7 protein-coding genes are annotated in these 16,529 nt (G+C 72.1%); all 7 read right to left on the reverse strand.

Annotated elements, in window-relative coordinates:
• Window positions 1–5: 5 nt before the first annotated feature.
• The 7 genes from argF to ACIA73_RS24245 all read right to left on the reverse strand — a co-directional run bounded on the left by argF (window position 6) and on the right by ACIA73_RS24245 (window position 16,525).
• Window positions 6–1,061, reverse strand: a complete 1,056-nt coding sequence (argF, locus tag ACIA73_RS24215; protein WP_399440754.1) for an ornithine carbamoyltransferase — start codon at window positions 1,059–1,061, stop codon at window positions 6–8.
• Between the two features lie 105 nt (window positions 1,062–1,166).
• Complete coding sequence (locus tag ACIA73_RS24220; protein WP_399440755.1) at window positions 1,167–2,399, reverse strand: arginine deiminase; 1,233 nt, start codon at window positions 2,397–2,399, stop codon at window positions 1,167–1,169.
• 114 nt (window positions 2,400–2,513) lie between these two features.
• Window positions 2,514–5,183: a hypothetical protein gene (locus tag ACIA73_RS24225; protein WP_399440756.1), complete on the reverse strand. Its 2,670-nt coding sequence runs from the start codon at window positions 5,181–5,183 to the stop codon at window positions 2,514–2,516.
• Window positions 5,183–7,309 carry a hypothetical protein gene (locus ACIA73_RS24230; RefSeq protein ID WP_399440757.1) on the reverse strand — a complete coding sequence of 709 codons (2,127 nt, stop codon included), beginning with the start codon at window positions 7,307–7,309 and terminating at the stop codon, window positions 5,183–5,185. The genes ACIA73_RS24225 and ACIA73_RS24230 overlap by 1 nt, the downstream gene beginning before the upstream one ends.
• Complete coding sequence (locus ACIA73_RS24235; RefSeq protein ID WP_399440758.1) at window positions 7,306–10,005, reverse strand: hypothetical protein; 2,700 nt, start codon at window positions 10,003–10,005, stop codon at window positions 7,306–7,308. Before ACIA73_RS24235 ends, ACIA73_RS24230 begins: the two co-directional genes overlap by 4 nt.
• Entirely contained in the window at window positions 10,002–14,090 is a 4,089-nt protein-coding gene (locus ACIA73_RS24240) for a tubulin-like doman-containing protein (RefSeq protein ID WP_399440759.1), read from the reverse strand. The genes ACIA73_RS24235 and ACIA73_RS24240 overlap by 4 nt, the downstream gene beginning before the upstream one ends.
• 20 nt (window positions 14,091–14,110) lie before the next feature.
• A complete protein-coding gene (locus ACIA73_RS24245; RefSeq protein ID WP_399440760.1) occupies window positions 14,111–16,525 on the reverse strand; it encodes a VWA domain-containing protein in 2,415 nt (804 codons plus the stop codon).
• Between the last annotated feature and the right edge of the window lie 4 nt (window positions 16,526–16,529).

The following is a 16,529-nucleotide window of genomic DNA, read 5'->3' on the forward strand; positions in this document are numbered from 1 at the left end:
CGCAGCTATGCGGCAGGCCCGGCGACCGTCGCGACCATGACCGCCTTGATCGTGTGCAGCCGGTTCTCCGCCTCGTCGAAGACCACCGAGTGCGCGGACTCGAAGACCTCGTCGGTGACTTCCAGCGAGGTCAGTCCGTACTGCGCGTGGATGTCGCGGCCGACCTTGGTGCCGAGGTCGTGGAAGGCGGGCAGGCAGTGCAGGAACTTCACGTCGGGGTTGCCGGTGGCGCGCAGCACGTCCATGGTCACGGCGTACGGGCCGAGGGCCTTGATGCGCTCCGCCCAGATTTCCTTGGGCTCCCCCATCGACACCCATACGTCGGTGAGAACGAAGTCCGAGCCCCGGACGCCTTCCTCGACCTCTTCGGTGAGGGTGATCCGGGCGCCGCTGGCCTCGGCGAGCCTGCGGGCCTCGGTGACGACGGTCTCGGCGGGCCAGTAGGCGCGTGGGGCGACGATCCGGATGTCCATGCCGAGGAGGGCGCCGGTGATCAGGTAGGAGTTGCCCATGTTGAAGCGGGCGTCGCCGAGGTAGGCGAAGGAGATCCGTTCCAGGGGCTTGGCGCAGTGCTCGGTCATGGTGAGGACGTCGGCGAGCATCTGGGTGGGGTGCCAGTCGTCGGTGAGACCGTTGAAGACGGGGACGCCGGCGTGTGCGGCGAGTTCTTCGACGGTGGCCTGGGCGTCGCCCCGGTACTCGATACCGTCGAACATCCGGCCGAGTACCCGTGCGGTGTCCTTGGGCGACTCCTTGTGCCCGATCTGGGATCCGGCCGGGTCGAGGTACGTCGTGGAGGCGCCCTGGTCGGCGGCGGCGACCTCGAAGGCGCAGCGGGTGCGGGTGGACGTCTTCTCGAAGATCAGCGCGATGTTCTTGCCGCGCAGGTGCTGCACCTCGGTGCCGGACTTCTTGGCCGCCTTGAGTTCGGCCGCCAGGGTCAGCAGGCTGCGGAACTCCTCTGCGGTGAAGTCCAGCTCCTTGAGGAAGTGGCGACCTTTGAGGTCCGTGTGGCCCTTGAGGTCAGTGGGGCCTGCGGGGCCTTCGAGGTGTGACGTCATGAGTGATGCTCCAGGGGACGACCGGACGGCTGTGCGTAGGCACGACTGCTCGAACTAATGAAACCCTATACGGGAGAGCGCATCACTATACGGGCAACCGGACTTTTATACGGCCTCGCGTTCGATCGGACAGCTCATGCAGCGCGGCCCGCCCCGGCCCCTGCCCAGCTCGCTGCCCCGGATCTCGATCACTTCGATGCCCTGTTTCCGCAGGTGGGTGTTGGTGGTCACATTCCTCTCGTACGCCACGACCACCCCCGGCTCCACCGCGAGAACGTTGCAGCCGTCGTCCCACTGCTCCCGTTCCGCCGCATGGACATCCTGGGTCGCGGTGAGTACCCGTACCGAATCCAGGCCGAGTGCGGCGGCGATGGCACGGTGCATGTGCTCCGGCGGATGGTCGGTGACCTTCAGCTCGTTGTCGCCGACGCCTGGTTCGATGGTGTACGAGCGGAGCATGCCGAGCCCGGCGTACTGGGTGAAGGTGTCGCCGTCGACCATCGTCATCACCGTGTCCAGGTGCATGAACGCCCGCCGCTTCGGCATGTCCAGGGCGATGATGGTCCGCGCCGAGCCCGCCGCGAAGAGTCCCTTGGCCAGCATTTCCACCGCCTGCGGGGTGGTCCGCTCGCTCATCCCGATCAGCACCGCGCCCTTGCCGATGACCAGCACGTCGCCGCCTTCGATGGTCGACGGATAGTCGCTCTGCCCCTCGGACCAGGTGTGGAAGGAGCCCGCCTGGGGGCCGGTGAAGAGCGGGTGGTGACGGTAGATCGCCTCGAAGTGAACGGTCTCGCGCTGCCGGGCGGGCCAGCGCATCGCGTTGATCGACACCCCGTCGTAGATCCAGGCGGAGGTGTCGCGGGTGAAGAGGTGGTTGGGCAGCGGGCCGAGCAGGAAGTCGTCGGGCTCCATGACGTGGAAGCGGACCGAGGTGGGTTCGGGGTGGCGTTCCAGGAACTCACGCTTGGTCATTCCGCCGACCAGCGCCTCGCAGAGGTCGGCGGCGGACAGCTCGTCGAAGGTGGCACGCAGATGGTCGGTGGCGAGCGGGCCGTACTCCTTCTCGTCGAAGACCCGGTCCAGTACGAGGCGTCTCGCGTCCGGGAGTTCAAGGGCCTCGGTGAGCAGGTCGCCGAAGAGATGGACCTCGACCCCCCGGTCGCGCAGTACGTCCGCGAACCCGTCGTGCTCCTGGCGCGCCCGGCGCACCCAGAGCACGTCGTCGAAGAGAAGTGCGTCCTTGTTGCTGGGCGTGAGCCGCTTCAGCTCCAGGTCGGGGCGGTGCAGGATGACGCGGCGCAGCCGCCCGGTCTCGGAATCGACATGGAATCCCATGGTTCCCATCCTGACCGAGACGGGGCGGCTGCGCCCTGCTGATGGGGCTTCCCGGGGGCCTGGGCGGGGGTTCGGGGCCGGGGTCGGGGTCGGGTTCGGGTTCGGGGGTCGGCGTCAGAGTGAGAGGACGATCAGTACGAGCAGGAGGATCACCAGGACGCCCAGCCCTGCGAACAGAATCAGTACGAGCTTGATCCTGCGGGCGTGGTCGTCCTCCGGCGCCGGGCGGGGCGGGGTGGCTTCCGGGGGTGGGTCGGCTTTCGGGGGCGGGGCGGCCTCTGGGGATGGTGCGGCCTTCGGGGGCGGGGCGGCTTCTGGGGATGGTGCGGCCTTCGGGGGCGGGGCGGCTTCTGGCGGTGGTCCAGCTTTCGGGGGTGGCCGGTCGGAGCCGTCCGCGCGGCTGCCGCGGGGTTCACGGCCTCGGGTGAGTACCGCCCGCCACACCTCTTCGCGCAGGCCCGGCAGTTCCCCTTCTTCGAGGATCTGCTGTACGGCGGACCGGGCGGCGGGGTCGGGGCCGTTGCGCAGCGCGGGCAGCAGCTCGGCGAGGCGTTTGCTCGGGCCGTCCTCGGCTGCGTGGGGCCGGACGGCCCAGCGGTAGAGGGTGGCGGCGTTGGCGGCGCGGATTTCGTCGCTGGGGTAGGTGCCGGCGGGGTCGTCCTCGCGGCGCTGGAGGAGGAGGTCGGCTTCCAGCAGGGTTTCGCAGAAGTGCAGGCGGAGGGTGTCGCGCCAGTGCGGCCAGCGGGTGGCTGCTTCGGTGACGAGGAGGGTGTTCGCGGTGTGGCCGAGGTCTTGGCGGAGGACGCCGATGAGGTCGGTGTCGGCGGCGCCGGGGAGGGTGGCGGCGGCCTGCTGCTGGGCTTCGGCGGGGGTGGTGTGGTCGAGGGGGTGGAGGAGGGTGAGGAGGTCGTTGTAGGTGAGGGAGGGTTTGCGGCGGCGGGTGGGGAGGAGGGGGCGGCGGGTGGTGGTGGAGGGGGTGGGCCAGGGGGGTGGGGGCTGGGTGGGCGGGGCCGAGGTGGGCTGGGCCGAGATGGGCTGGGCCGAGGTGGGCTGGGCATGGGGGTGCGGGCTCTGGGGGGCCGGGGCATGGGGGTGCGGCTCCGCCTGGGGGCCGCCCCCTTGCCCGCCCGTTCCGCCCCCGGGGGGCGGCCCCGCCGCCCAAGCGGGCTGGGTAATGGGTTCGGGGGGCGGCCCCGCCGACCGAGCGGGCTGGGTAATGGGTTCGGGGGGCGGGGTCGCTGCCCAAGCGGGCTGGGTAGTGGGCTCGGGGGGCGGGGTCGGGGCGGAAGAGGGGGCCGGCGGGGTCTCAGGGCGGACGGTAGGCGCCGGAGGGTGGGGCGTCCGGGGTTGGGTGGTTGAGGGCCCGAGGGGTGGGGTGTCCCGGTGGTCGGGGTGCCTCTCGCGGGACTGGTCCTCGCGGCGGCGTTCGCTCGACTCCCCGCGTTCACTCGCCTCCCCGCGTTCACTCGCCTCCCTGCGCTCACTCGCCTCCCGACGGTCGCTCAGCTCCCGACGTGCACTCGCCTCCCGGCGGTCGCGTTCGATGCGGAGTTGGCGTTGGCGTCGGAGTTCCTGTTCCTGTTCGCGTTCCTGGGCGCGGCGGCGTTCCTGGGCGTGGGCGATCAGCTGGTCGCGCTCGCGTGCCCTGGCCAGCTCCTGCTGGCGGATCAGCTCCTGATCGGTTTCGCGGTCGCGCACCTGCTCCTGTGCGGGGCCCGGCCCGGGGATGCCTTCTCCGATGCCACCGTTGTCCCGCTCCGGCGCGGGCTGCTGCTCCGCCTGCTGGTCGCGCAGCACTTCCCGGGGCTCCCCCTGCCGCGACGGCTCCGCCCGTCCCCGTACCGGAGGGATGACCGGTTTCAGGTTGTGCAGGGCGCGTTCGGCCGCGCGCTGCATCCGGTCGCCGTCCAGCGGGGCGGGGCCCGCCGCTTGGCCGAGGGCGTCCGAGACCTCGTACATGAGGTCCTGCTGGCCGACCCGGGACAGGTAGTGGCCGACCAGTTGGGTGGCGAGTTCCTCGGCGCGGTCGCCGTGGCGTTCGTCGGGGTCGACGCGGGTGCGGCGGGCGTCGGGGGCCGCCGACCCGGGCCAGCGTCGGACGAAGGCGAAGCGGATCAGGCCGGATTCGGCGGTGTCCCGGGTGGCGAAGGTCCACAGGCCGGGGAGGATGCCGCTGAAGATTCCGTACATGCCCATCAGCGTGCGACCGGCGCTGCGTCCGCCCTCCCGGTCCAGGATCATCAGCCCGCGCCGGGGGTGCCGCAGCAGTTCGGCGGTGGCGGCGACCAGCGGGCGGGCGGCCTGCGGGGTGGCGCCGTCGAAGTCGTCGATGAGGTCGGCCAGGCCACGTATCGACGTACCGTGCAGGGCCCCGGACGGGACCCGGGCCAGTTCGCCCCGTACCTCTCCCCAGTCCGTGCCGTCGTCCGCCCACGACCAGCTGTCGAGGCCGATGCAGGTGTCGGGGTCGAGGGCCTGCGCCGAGCCGATCAGGGCGTGGCAGAGGGTGCCCGGCCGGCCGCCGGGGTCACGCCGGGGGGTGCGGCGCAGCAGCATGACCATGCCCTGCTCGTGTTCGAGGCGGACCAGGGCGGAGGCGTCGGGTCCGTCGGTGGGGCTGTGGCCGCCGCGCAGCAGGGGTGCCACGCTGCGGAAGAGTTCCTGTGCCTGGTCGGGTGCGCAGGACCAGGCGACCGGGCCGAACCCGGTGTTGCCGGAGCGGTTGCCCGCGTCCCAGCGGAAGACGATCTGTTCGACGAGTTCTCCGGGTTGCTGCCTGCCCATCAGGCCCCCACCTCTCCCCTGTCGGCGCCGGGCAGCAGCCCGTGCATGGCGAAGATCGACAGCAGCGGGGTCAGTACCCGCCTGGGCCGTACCCCGTGGGGGAAGGCCGCGTCGCGTTCCTGTCCGCCGGTGGCGGCGACGAAGTGCAGGGTGCAGCGTGCGCAGTCGTCGAACGGTTTGAGCCAGGCCCGGCTGCCGTGGTGCTGTACGAAGGCGTAGGCGTCGCGGCTCTCCGCGCGGACGGATGCCGCGGTGAGGTCCGTGTGCGGGGCGCGGTTGAGCCAGTGGTCGACGGCCGGGTCGAAGCGTACGAGGTCGCTCTTGTTGACGGCTACGGCGGCGGCCGCTTCGACGTAACGCCCGTTTCTGGGGATGCGGTTGAGGACGGTGGTGAACGCTTCGTCGCCCAGGTCGCGTTGGTGGATCCCGACGCGTGCGCGCACTGGGTCGAGGGTGGGCAGGCGCAAGGCGCGCAGCGGGTCGAGTACGAAGATGAACGCGCCGACCTCGCCGAGGAAACGGGTCACCTCGTTGTCCTGTGCGAGGTCCTCGCCCGCGAGGTCGAAGAAGAGGACCGGCCTGCTCACTCCGTGTCCGGTGACCAGGAGTCCGTCGGCGAAGTCGGCGAAGGGTTCCTGGTGGGTGGGGTCGAGCATGTCGCCCTGGTGGAGGCGCTGGACGCTTTCCTGGAGGAATTCGCGGTGCCAGTCGGGGTTCAGGGGGAGGCAGGTCAGTCCGTACGGTTCGAGGCCGCCCTGTTCGATCTCGCCGAGCATCGCGGCGAGGAGGTGGGTCTTGCCGGCGGCTGAGCTGCCGACCATGGCGATGGTGAGGGGTTCGCCGTTGGTGAGGTAGGGGACGGGAAGGTAGTGGGGGCGGCCGGTGGGGCCGTGCGGGCACTTCTGGAAGGCGTGGCGGAGGGCTTCCTTGCGGTGCATCGGCCGGTGTTCGTTGGTGAGGTCGAGCGGTTTGTACTCCTTCTTGGCGTTGCGTGCGAAGAGCCGGCCCTCGTCGTAGCTGACGGGGAGCCGGCAGTGCGGGCAGAGTGCGGGGCGCGGGACGACCGGTGGTTCGGGTGGTTGTGGTGGTGGGGCGGTGGTCCTGCGGGATCTGCCGGTGGTGAACCGGTCGCGCAGGGAGAGGCGGCCGGGGCGGGGGGCCGGGTACTCGTAACCGCCGTTCCAGTCCTGCCCGTTGGTGTCCGGTGGGCTCTGCGCTGTGTCGCCGAGGCCCAGGGTCCGGCGTTTCGCCGCGGTGCGGGTGTCGAAGTCGGCGCGGTCGCGGGCGAGGGGATCGCTGGCGGTGGGGGCCATGACCAGGGGGTCGGGGACGTTGAGGAGTTGCAGGAGGCGTTCGGGGTGGGGCCGGTTGTCGGCGTACGGGGCGAAGGCTCCCCCGTCGCCGAGTGCTCCCAGCTGCCGGTAGTCGGCGAGGTCGGCGGGCGGCCCCTGCCCGTTGCTCTGCCGTCCGGAGAGCAGGGTGTACGCGAGCTGGGCGACGGCCCATACGTCGTCGCGTCCGTCGGCCGTGCCCTGCCCTGTCCGCTGTTCCGGGGAGGCCCAGGGGCCGGTGCCGAAGGCGTCGCGGGGGTCGCCGACGCGGATGACGGCGTACGGCTCGGGGAGCTGGATGCGGGTGCCGTCCCAGCGGACGGTGTACGGGGTGAGCGCCCGGTGCACCAGTCCGGCTGCCGCCAACAGTCGTACGGCGAGTACTAGTTGGCCGATCACATTGCGCTGGGCCTGGACGCCGAGGGAGCCGAGGCTGTCGGCGAGCGGGTTGCCGACGGGCCGTTTGTAGAGCACGAAGGGCTCGGCGACCTCCAGATTGTGGCCGACGAGCCGGGTGAAGATCTCGCCGTACTGTTCGGCCCCGTAGCTCCGCTCGACGGCGACGGCGGCGGCCACCTCGCGTTCCAGTGCGTCGTACGCCGCCGTGTTGCCGCGCGCGGAGAGCGGCAGCCGGTGCTGGGTGACCTCCCAGCCGTCGCCGAGTTTCACCTCGCGGGTCAGTGCCACCTCCCGGCCGGGTGCGCGGCGGTCTTCGCCGAACCCGGCCGGGAAGCGGACGCAGTCCCCTTTGAGCAGGAAGAATTCCAGCTCTTCGACCGGTAGCGCCTCTGTCATGCGTTGCTGCCCTCCGCTTCCGGTTCGTCTTCCGGCAGGTCGTAACTGCGTACCGTGCGTACTCCGCCGGAGCGCAGCGGCACCAGGTCGATGACCCCGGCGTGCCGTCCGCCCGGGGTCCAGACCACGTCGTCGGTGCTGCCGTGCCAGCCGTCGGGGTCGGCGGGTTCGGCACCCCGCCGGGCGGCCTCGGGGGCGAAGGTGACGCGGCGTCCCGCCTCCGGGTCCTTGGAGAGCATCCGGCGGTGTTCGGCCGCGCACAGGCGCAGGGCCCGGTCGGCGAAGCCTTCCGAGTCAAGCATTTCGGCGGTGCGGTCGATGGCGACACCGAGCAACTGGGCTACACCCGGGCGCTGTTCGGGTGCGGGGGCGAAGGGTGGGGGTGCGGCGGCCGCGTCGCGGCGCAGGGCCTCGTACTCCTGGTCGAGGAGTTCGCCGACCTTGGGTTCGACGGGGAGCCGGGAGGCGGCGTCGGGGTCCCGTTCGACGGTGGCCCAGCAGGTGGCGAGGAGCAGGGTGATGCCATGGGTGAGGTCGGTGACGAGGGTGGGGACGAGTGCGGTGCCGCCGTCGCCGGTTTCCCGCTCCAGCCAGGGCGGACGCATCTCTTCGCCCATGTCCCAGTTTTCCGGGGGGAGTTGGCTTGTACGGTACGACGCCGGATCCTGGCCCGGCGCGGGGGCCGGGCCGGGCGCGGCGAAGAGGTCGTCGAGCGTGCTTCCGGTGGGCTCGGAGTCGACTGCGTCGCTCCAGCTGTCCCAACTCCACACCTGGGTGCTGGGGTTGGTTTCGGGCTCGGGTGTCATCCCGGGTTCCTCGTGGCCGGCGGTCTCGTACTCGTAGCCGACGCCCTCCTCGGGGCCGGCACCGGTCCGCCGCGAAGGTACGGCACGCCGGGGAGCCTCGTAGCTCTCCACCTGGTGGGCAACTCGCCGCAGCAGTACGGCAATGGAGCGCGCCCCGTCCGAGCAGTGGTAGCGGGCGTCGGCGAACAGCCAGTCGTGCACCGCGGTTTCGGCGAGCAGCCGGTCGACGCCGTCGACCCGGTCCGCGGCCTCCCCCACCCGCATCTCCACCCACCAGGCGTCGACGGCCGCTGTCCAGTCGCGCACCGAGAGCAGTGCGGACAGGGCGAGCGCCAGCACCAGTGCGCAGGCCCCCCACCAGGGTGGCACCGAGGCGAGCTGGCCGACAAGACCGCCCACCACGCCGCCGACGACGCCCCAAAGCAGCCGGCCGAGCCAGCCGGTGTCGCCGCCTCCGTCGACTCGCCCGCCCGGTGACCGGTTGGGCCTGCGGAGCAGCATCAGGAGTGCGGGGACCGCCATCAGCGCACCGGCGAGGGGGCCGATCAGCCAGCCGAGCCGCGGCCACAGTCCGGCGGCGAAGGCCAGCACGAAGGCGAGGGCGAGGTCGGTGGCGCCGGGCCGTTCGCCGCCGACCACGAAGAGGGCGGGGGTGCTGAGGTCAGTTGCGTAACCGGGTGGGCAGGTCCGGTCGAGCTGGGTGAGCCGGGCCGCGCTGCCCACGGGTGCGGACAGGTCGGAGAGTGCGCCGAGCCGGGCCGCGACCGACCTCAACGGGAGTCCTCTGCCGAGGAGTTGCTCGGTGAAGCCGCGCAGTCCCGGTGCGACGCTCTCCCGGGAGACCTCGGTGATTTCGGGGAGTTCGATGCCGCGCCTGCTCAGCCGACTGCGCTGTTCGGGCAGCAGACGCAGGCCGTCTCCGTCGGTGAGGGCGCCCGCGATGGCTTCGCGGTAGCCGGTCAGCGCTCCGGAGAGTTCCGCCAACACGCTCGGTATGTCTGCCTGTTGGCGGCTGCTGGCGAACAGGCCGGAGGCAGGTCGGGCCCGTTCGTACGCCCCTTCGGCGTCGCGCAGTGCGCTCTGGCAGCGGCGGTGGCGCTGTTCGGCGTCGCCGCCGTGCACCAGCCAGGCCCGGTCGCGGATGCTTTTGGGGACACCGCCGCCGAGCAGTGGGGCGAGTTCGGGGGGCACGGATTCCGGGGGGCCGGCGGCGGTTTCGCCGGCGTATCCGGAGTGGGCGGCGGGTGAGGCCGCGGTGACCGGGGCGGGTGCCGGCACGTCCTGTCCGGCCAGGGTGTCCAGGGCCTGTCGCCAGGTGCGGCTGCGGGCTGCCTCGGTCAGATCGTGCTCCAGGATGCGTACGCCGGGCACGGCGACGCCGTCCATCACTTGCCCCAGCGACCGCAGCACGGCGTCGAACACCCGTGGTTCGGCGAGCACTTCGAGCAGTGGGCGGAGTACGTCGCCGTCGTCGGCCCCGTTGGGCGTCAGGGTGCTCGCGGGGGCTTCCTCGCCGGCGAGCGGGTCGAGGACCCAGAGCACTCCGGCGTCCGGCGGGCGCAGCGAGAGCGGCCGGGCCAGCGGGCGGGCGGGCCCCAGGAGTGCGGCTGCGTCATCCGGGGCGGAGCCCTCGTCGGCGGGCCCGATCGCCAGGCAGACGATGCGGGCGGAGCCGTGCGTGAAGAGCCGTTCGTAGAGGAGCTGGTTGCGGTCGAGGCGCGCGGCGTGGTCGACGACGAGGAAACGGCGCCGCGCGTCGGCGGAGGACCGTACGGCGGTGAGTGCTTCGCGCACCGCGCGGGCGGCGGCGCCGGGTGGGGCGTCCGGGCCGCTCACGGGGCGCAGATCGAGGCAGACCGCGTGCTCGGGCGCCCCCTGTCCGTTGCTCACCGGTGATCCCCTTCCGGCCACTGCTCGGCCGCGGGCTTACGGAACCGCGGATCGTCGGAGGGCTCACGGAATCCCTCTGCGTCCGAGGGCTCACGGAAGCGCTCCGCGTCCGAGGGCTCACGGATGGGCCGCCCCCCATCGGCGTCCTGGTCGGCCTGCTTGTCGTCGTACGGACTCTCGTCGGCGAACCCGCTGCTCCGGAACCCGTCGTCGCCGGGATCTCCGGTGCGGGGGCCGCCATGGCGGGGGCCGCCGCCGTGGGGGCCGCCCTCACGGGGGCCGCCGCCGTGAGGGTCGGCGCTGCGGAGGCCACCACTACGCGCGGCACCGCTGAAGGGGCCCAAGTCACCTGTTCCGTCCTGCTGCTGCGCGGCCCGCCAAGCGGGGCCACCCGTCGCGGTATCGCCCGACAGCCACTCCGGGTCACCCCGGCCACCGGGTTCCTCCGGCCTGTGGGGATCCTCGGCCCGGCGAGGCTCCTCGGCCCTACGGGGCTCCTCGGCCCGGCGAGGTTCCCCAGCGCGGCGAGGATCCTCCGCCCGGCGGGATTCCTCAGCCCGGCGGGTTCCCCCGGCCCCGCGAGGGTCCTCCGCCCTGCGTGCACCCCCGTTCCGCCGAGGATCCCCGTTCCGCCGGGATTCCTCGTTCCGGCCACCCTCCTCGTACCCCGCGGGCTCTTCGTACCCCGCGGGCTCTTCGTACCCCGCGGGCTCCTCGTACCCCGCCGGCCCCTCCGACCACGCAGCCTCGTCGTCGAACCACAGGGGCTCATCCGGGTCGGGCTGCGCACGCGCCCCCTCGTCGTAGGACGGGGCCCCCCGCGCCCGTTCGCCGGACGCGGGCCCCGCCTGCGGACGTTCGCCGCCCGGTCGTCGCCCGGTCGTCCGGGACGGCTCCCCCGCCCCGTGTCCGTTCGGGTGGCGGCCCGCGCTGGGCCCCGGCCGGGTGCCGGCGCTCCGTTCCACCCCGTACCGCTGGAAGAGCGCACGGAGGTTCGGCCGGGTGGGGCGCAGGGCGCCGGGGAAGCGGAGGTCCAGCGCGCCCTGGAAGGTGCGCTCCCAGAAACCGTGGAGTGGAACCATCCACTCCTCGTCCTGGGCCCCGTACTCCCCCGCCATCTCCTCCAGCAGGGCCGTCTGCTGGGGCGCGACCTCCTGCACCAGGATGCGGAAGAGGTCCGAGGGGCCGGTGGGGGTGGTGGTGAGCCCGCGTGGCTGGGCGGCCATCAGCTGGTCGCAGAAGTCCTCGATGATCTGGCCCTCGTCGAGCAGCGCCCACTGTTCGTACGCCCGCAGCAGGCCCGACCAGCTGGAGACGGACTCGTCGAAGGCCTCCAGGCGCAGGGTCATGGTCGCGGAGTCGCCGTCCTGGAGGCGGATGCGGATGGCCTCGGGCGAGTGGGCGGGGCCCCGGACCTCGACCCTCCCGTTCCACATCGCGCACAGGATGCGGTGCAGGATGCGCTGCCGGTCGTCCTCGGTGCTGGCCAGCCAGTCGTCGCGGTAGCCGAGGCGCTGGCGCCAGTGCAGGAAGTCGTCGGTGCCCGCCGCGTCGCGGGACTCCGACCACAGCCGCAGGACGTGCCGTACCTCCGATACGTCGGTGAGGCTCATTCCGCTGCGGAACAGGACGACGGTGATCGCCTGGGTGTCGACGGCCCGGGTCTCCGGCCTGCCGCCCAGGTCGCGCGGCAGGTTCAGTTCCTGTTGCAGGAACTGGGCGTTGCGGTCGTTGGTCTCGCTCTGCGGGTAGACGATGAGGACCTTGAGGGGGCCGTTCCCGTCGGGGGTGAAGCCGACCGGCAGCAAGCTGGCGAGCTGGGAGCGGAACTGTTGCAGCCACCGCCCGTCCACCGACGCCTCCGCGTCCTCGTCGCCCGCGGCCGCCTGGAGGAGTACGCCGAGGGAGGGCAGCAGGGGCCGGTCGTCGAGCATGCTGGCCTCGCCGAACAGGCCCTTGACCCGGCGTTCCACGACCTGCTTGATCTCCTTGACGGCGTCGCGCGGGGAGCGTCGTACGGCGTCCAGGGCGAGCTGCCAGTCGGCGGGCTGGACCAGTTTGTCCAGCAGTCCGGCGGCGTCCTGCTCGCCGGAGATGCCCTCGTTCTCGCGGAGCCGGTGGAAGACGTCGTCGTAGAAGGCGCCGAGGGTGCCCTGCGGGGGCAGCAGATAGGTGACGCCGGTGCGGTCGTCGCGGTAGAGCTCCTTGCGGCGGTCGCGGAAGGACTTGCGTTCGTCCTCCTCGTGCGCCTTCAACGCCCTTACCAGGGTGGAGACTTCCTTGAGGGTCTGGGCCAGGGGTGCGCGCCAGCGCATCTCGTGGTCCTTCCAGCCGCGGTGCCACAGCCGGTTGGCCCGCCACTGGTACCAGCGGTTCTGCTCCTCGATCGCGAGTTGTACGTCCGGGTCGCCCCAGCGGGCGGGGACGATGCCGCCGACGCTGCGTTTGATGCGGGGGACCTGGGGTGCGGAGGGGGTGACTCCGTCGGGCTTCTCGGGGTCGTTCTTGCGGTTGTCGAGCATGCCGCCGAAGCCGACGGCGGCGGGCCGCTGCGGATGGTCGGCCAGTCCGAGCAGGACCTTCTCGGTTCGGAACGGTCCGATCAGCCCGGTGATCTCGCGTGCCGCGGTCAGCGGTTTGAAGTCCTCCGCCATCCGTGGAATCTCGCGGTCCAGCTCGCGGTCGAGGCGGACCAGGCCGTCCTCCATGTCGCCGATCCGGTAGCGGAGGGCCTGCCCGATGTCCTTGGTCCCCTTGGGCAGCGGGTCGGGGGCCGGGACGGCGGGGGCCTCGCGGGCCCAGAGCCGGCCGACGCCGGAGCGTTCGAAGAAGTCGCGGATCCGCTCGGTGCCCTGGTCGTCCGGGCGCAGGGCCCGCTCGCTCATGTCGCGTACCGCCTGGGCGAGCAACCGGCTGGCGACGATCTCGGCGAGGTCGTCGACCGGGACGGTCAGGGAGGCGGCGAGGCTGGTGGACATGCCCCGGTAGCCGATGCCGGAGCGGGACGGGGTGGAGCGCTCCACGCTCTTGTTGATGAAGCTGGCCGCGAAGGACATGTAGTCGCCCTCGGCGTGCCCGCCCGCGGTGACTTCGCCGACCTCGGTGCCGATCAGCGACATCACCATGGCGGTCGCGGAGCGGCGCAGGTCCTCGGCCCTGATCCCGGACGGTTTGCTGAACAGGAACGCGGTCTGCACCGTCGAGGACCGCAGCCTGACCAGGCCTTCGCCGGGGTAGCGGACGGCGAGCGAGCCGCTCTGTTCGACGTCGCCGAAGTCGGACTGGGCGCTGGGTACGTTCTGGTCGTCGACGAGGCGGGAGAGGTCCACCAGGGCGCGGGCCGCGTTGAGTTCGGCGTCCCGGCCGCCGCCGGCCTCGGGCGGGAACGCGGACGGCATCACGACCAGCGGGTAGATCTTCACCCCGGGCACCTTGGACTTGCGGAACTCGTGCCCGATGAGGTGGATGAAGTCGTAGTAGATTCCGGCGCCGGTGCCACCGGCCACGGAGAACGCCACGAACACGTCGCAGCCGCGGATCTGCCGTCCGCCGACGTCCCGCAGGTCACCGGCCGAGTTGCTGATCGCGCTGATCGCGGAGCGGAGCTGCCCGAGGACGGGTTCCAGGCCGTTGCGCAGGGTGGCGAAGAGCGCGGACCTGCCGACGGTGGGCAGTTGGCCGGCCCCGTTGTGCAGGGGGGCCACCCGGGGTTCGCGCTCCTTGGGCGGCAGCCAGCCCTTGGTCTCGTCGTGCAGGGCGACGCGCAGCATCCGGGCGACGTCCGGGGAGCTGTCGTAGTGGGCGGGCAGCAGGTCGTGGACGACCCGGGAGGTTCTGGCGTACGCCGCCGACTCGGCCCCCTTGGCCTGGAGGTGCGGCAGCTGGTCGAGCTCGGACTCGCTGAAGTCGGCGTACACGAACTGGAGGCAGTCGGGCAGCTGGAAGCGCTTGCGGCGGTCGTCGACGGCGAGCTTGGTGCCGTCGGGGCCGCAGAGTTCGCGGCGCAGGCCGCGCTCCAGTTCGGCGCCGATCCGGCCGCCGGTGCCGCCGAGCCCGACGAACAGCATGGGCTGGTAGATCTTCATCTTCTCTCTCGTCTCCCGGCTCAGAAGTTGCCGTCGTACGGGCGGGTGGGTCCGGATCCGGCGGCGGATCCCTGGTGGTCGCCCCGGCTGCCGTCCGGGGACGCCCCGTGGGAGTCGCCGGTCCGGGGGCCACCGGCCCGGCCGGGCCTGCGTGGCCCGAACGGTCCGCGCGAGGTCCGGCCGGTCCCGGGGGTTCCGGCCGCGGGGGTCCGCCGGTTGTCGTGCACCAGCAGTTCCAGACCGTCGTCCAGCTCCACCAACTCGCCTTCCGCCAGAAGACGTTCACGCCCACGCTGGGTCCGTACGGAGATCACTCCGGCGGCATTGCGGCTCAGCCGGTGCACCTCCCCGGACCCGGTGACCCGCATCAGCTTGGGCGCGGCACCGCTCGCCCGCTCCACGGCGAACCGGAACTGGTGGCCGCTGCTCTGGCCCGACCGCACGGTCAGGGTGTCCAGCGACCGGCCGTCCCGGCGCAGTTCGAGCCGTACGCCGGTGAGGTCCCGACGCCGCTCGCGGTCCCTGCGCCGTATCTCCAGCACCGCGGCAGCCACCAGCAGCAGCGCCAGCGCGCCCAGGGCGGCCCCCCAGCAGCGGTCCCACCAGGTGGGTTCCGCCTCGACCAGGGCGTCGAGGGAGGTGGTGTCCAGGACGCGCCGCCGGTCGTCGCCGTCGGTCAGGACGACGGTGCCCGCCAGCTCACCGAGCGCGATGCCCGCACCGACGGACACCGTGAAGGTGTGGTGCGAACTGCCGGGCTCGGCCCGCACCTTGACCGGCGACACCTTCAGCTGCGAACCGGGCGGCTGGTCCGCGAGACCGAGGGTGAGGGTGTGCGCCACGGTGTCATTGTTCGTAACGTCCAGGGACCCTTCGAGAGTTCCCCCGGGGTACACCGTGCTGCGCTCGACGTTCAGTCCGGCCGTGATTGGTGTCTTTCCGGAGGACAGCTCGGTGTAGTACGGGCGGTGGTCGCCGGTCACGCCCGGCGCGGTCATCTCGCCGGTGAGGGCCAGGCTGCCGGTGGCGCCCTTGGGGATGTCGAGGGTGCCGGTGTAGCGGGCGTCCCCGGCCTTCGCATCGGGCTTGCTGCCGTCGTCCTTGAGGGCGGCGGCCAGGGGTGCGAAGCCCTGCCCGGTGACCTTGACGCCGACCTGGATGCCCTTGAGGAGGTTCTGGTCGGTGATGACGACTCCGCGCCGGGTCTGCATCCGCATCTCCACCACGGCCTGTTCGCCGGCGCGCGGCGACGACGGGTCGAGGGTGATCGCGGAGCGGAGGTTGCCCTGCCAGATCGCCCGTACGGCGACGTCCTGGCCGCGGTGCCCCTCGGGCGCCTCGACGCGCACCCGCCACTTGCCGGGCAGCGGGTTCTTCACCCGCAGTGCCTCCACCGGGCCGTCCTGCCCGCTGACCTCGAAGCTGGATCCGTCGGCGGAACCGCTGGTGGGGACCTTCTTCCCGCTCGGGTCGTAGTACGTCACGGACACCTTGGGGTCGTGCTTGCTGACCGTGAGGGAGCCGTCGGTGGCGATCGGCGGGATGGTCACCGACAGGTCGCCCGGCGGTTTGCCGCGGGTGCCCTCGGCGACCTGGGCGCAGCGGGCGGCGGCGAAGGTCTCCTGGAGGGCCTTGTCGATCTGCTCGGAGTTGTCGACGACCCTCATCTTCGGGGTGGCGCCGGGGAGGTTGGCGCAGCCGCCCCGGTAGCCGCCGTCGGCCATCGCGGTGAGTGCGCCGCGGTCGATCTGGTTGCCGAAGCCGAGCGGCCAGATCTGCACCGACTCCTCGCGGGCGCGGGCGAGTTCATCGGTGAGCTGCCCCGCCGCGTTGGTCTGGCGGCTGGTGCGGTCGGCACCGTAGGCCGGGCTGTCGCCGACGTCGAGTTTGCCGTCGGTGAGCAGGAACACCACCTTGGGGATGCCCGGCTTGCCCTCCTTGGTGAGCCGGTTGACGGCCTGGCGCACGGCGGCCGGGAAGTCGGTGCCGGGGCCGATGCGCTTCTGGTCGCGGTTGCCGAGCTGCTGCACGCAGTCGCTGAGTTTCTGGCGTCCCGCCGCGTCCGACACGGTCAGCCCGCACACCTCGCGCACCGCCGACTGTCCGGCCTTCTCCGAGCTCCCGAAGCCGATCACCGCGGCCCGCGACCGCTCGGATATCTCCCCCTGGCTGAGCAGCGCCGCGGCCTCCACCTCCCGGGCCAGGTCCTGTTCGGAGAGGCTCTTGGAGAGGTCGACGACCACGGCGAAGTCGATCGGGTCGGGGCCTTCGACGGCGGGTAACTGCGTTGCCGTTAATCCCTGTTGGGTCATGTGTGGCAGGGGCAGGGCCGCGCCCGACAGTGCCAGGAGTACGGCGCCCAGGCCGACGGCACGTCCCAGGTTCAAGCTCCGCTCGCGCACCCGGCGTACCGTCACATTCATCAGCTGATCCATCGTC

The organism is Streptomyces sp. NPDC051561 (genome assembly GCF_044454195.1).
Lineage (GTDB): Bacteria > Actinomycetota > Actinomycetes > Streptomycetales > Streptomycetaceae > Streptomyces.

Coding starts and splice junctions, on each gene's coding strand:
- argF (WP_399440754.1), bottom strand. CDS start 1,061: ATGACGTCACACCTCGAAGGCCCCGCAGGCCCCACTGACCTCAAGGGC.
- ACIA73_RS24225 (WP_399440756.1), bottom strand. CDS start 5,183: ATGGGCAGGCAGCAACCCGGAGAACTCGTCGAACAGATCGTCTTCCGC.
- ACIA73_RS24245 (WP_399440760.1), bottom strand. CDS start 16,525: ATGGATCAGCTGATGAATGTGACGGTACGCCGGGTGCGCGAGCGGAGC.
- ACIA73_RS24230 (WP_399440757.1), bottom strand. CDS start 7,309: ATGACAGAGGCGCTACCGGTCGAAGAGCTGGAATTCTTCCTGCTCAAA.
- ACIA73_RS24220 (WP_399440755.1), bottom strand. CDS start 2,399: ATGGGATTCCATGTCGATTCCGAGACCGGGCGGCTGCGCCGCGTCATC.
- ACIA73_RS24240 (WP_399440759.1), bottom strand. CDS start 14,090: ATGAAGATCTACCAGCCCATGCTGTTCGTCGGGCTCGGCGGCACCGGC.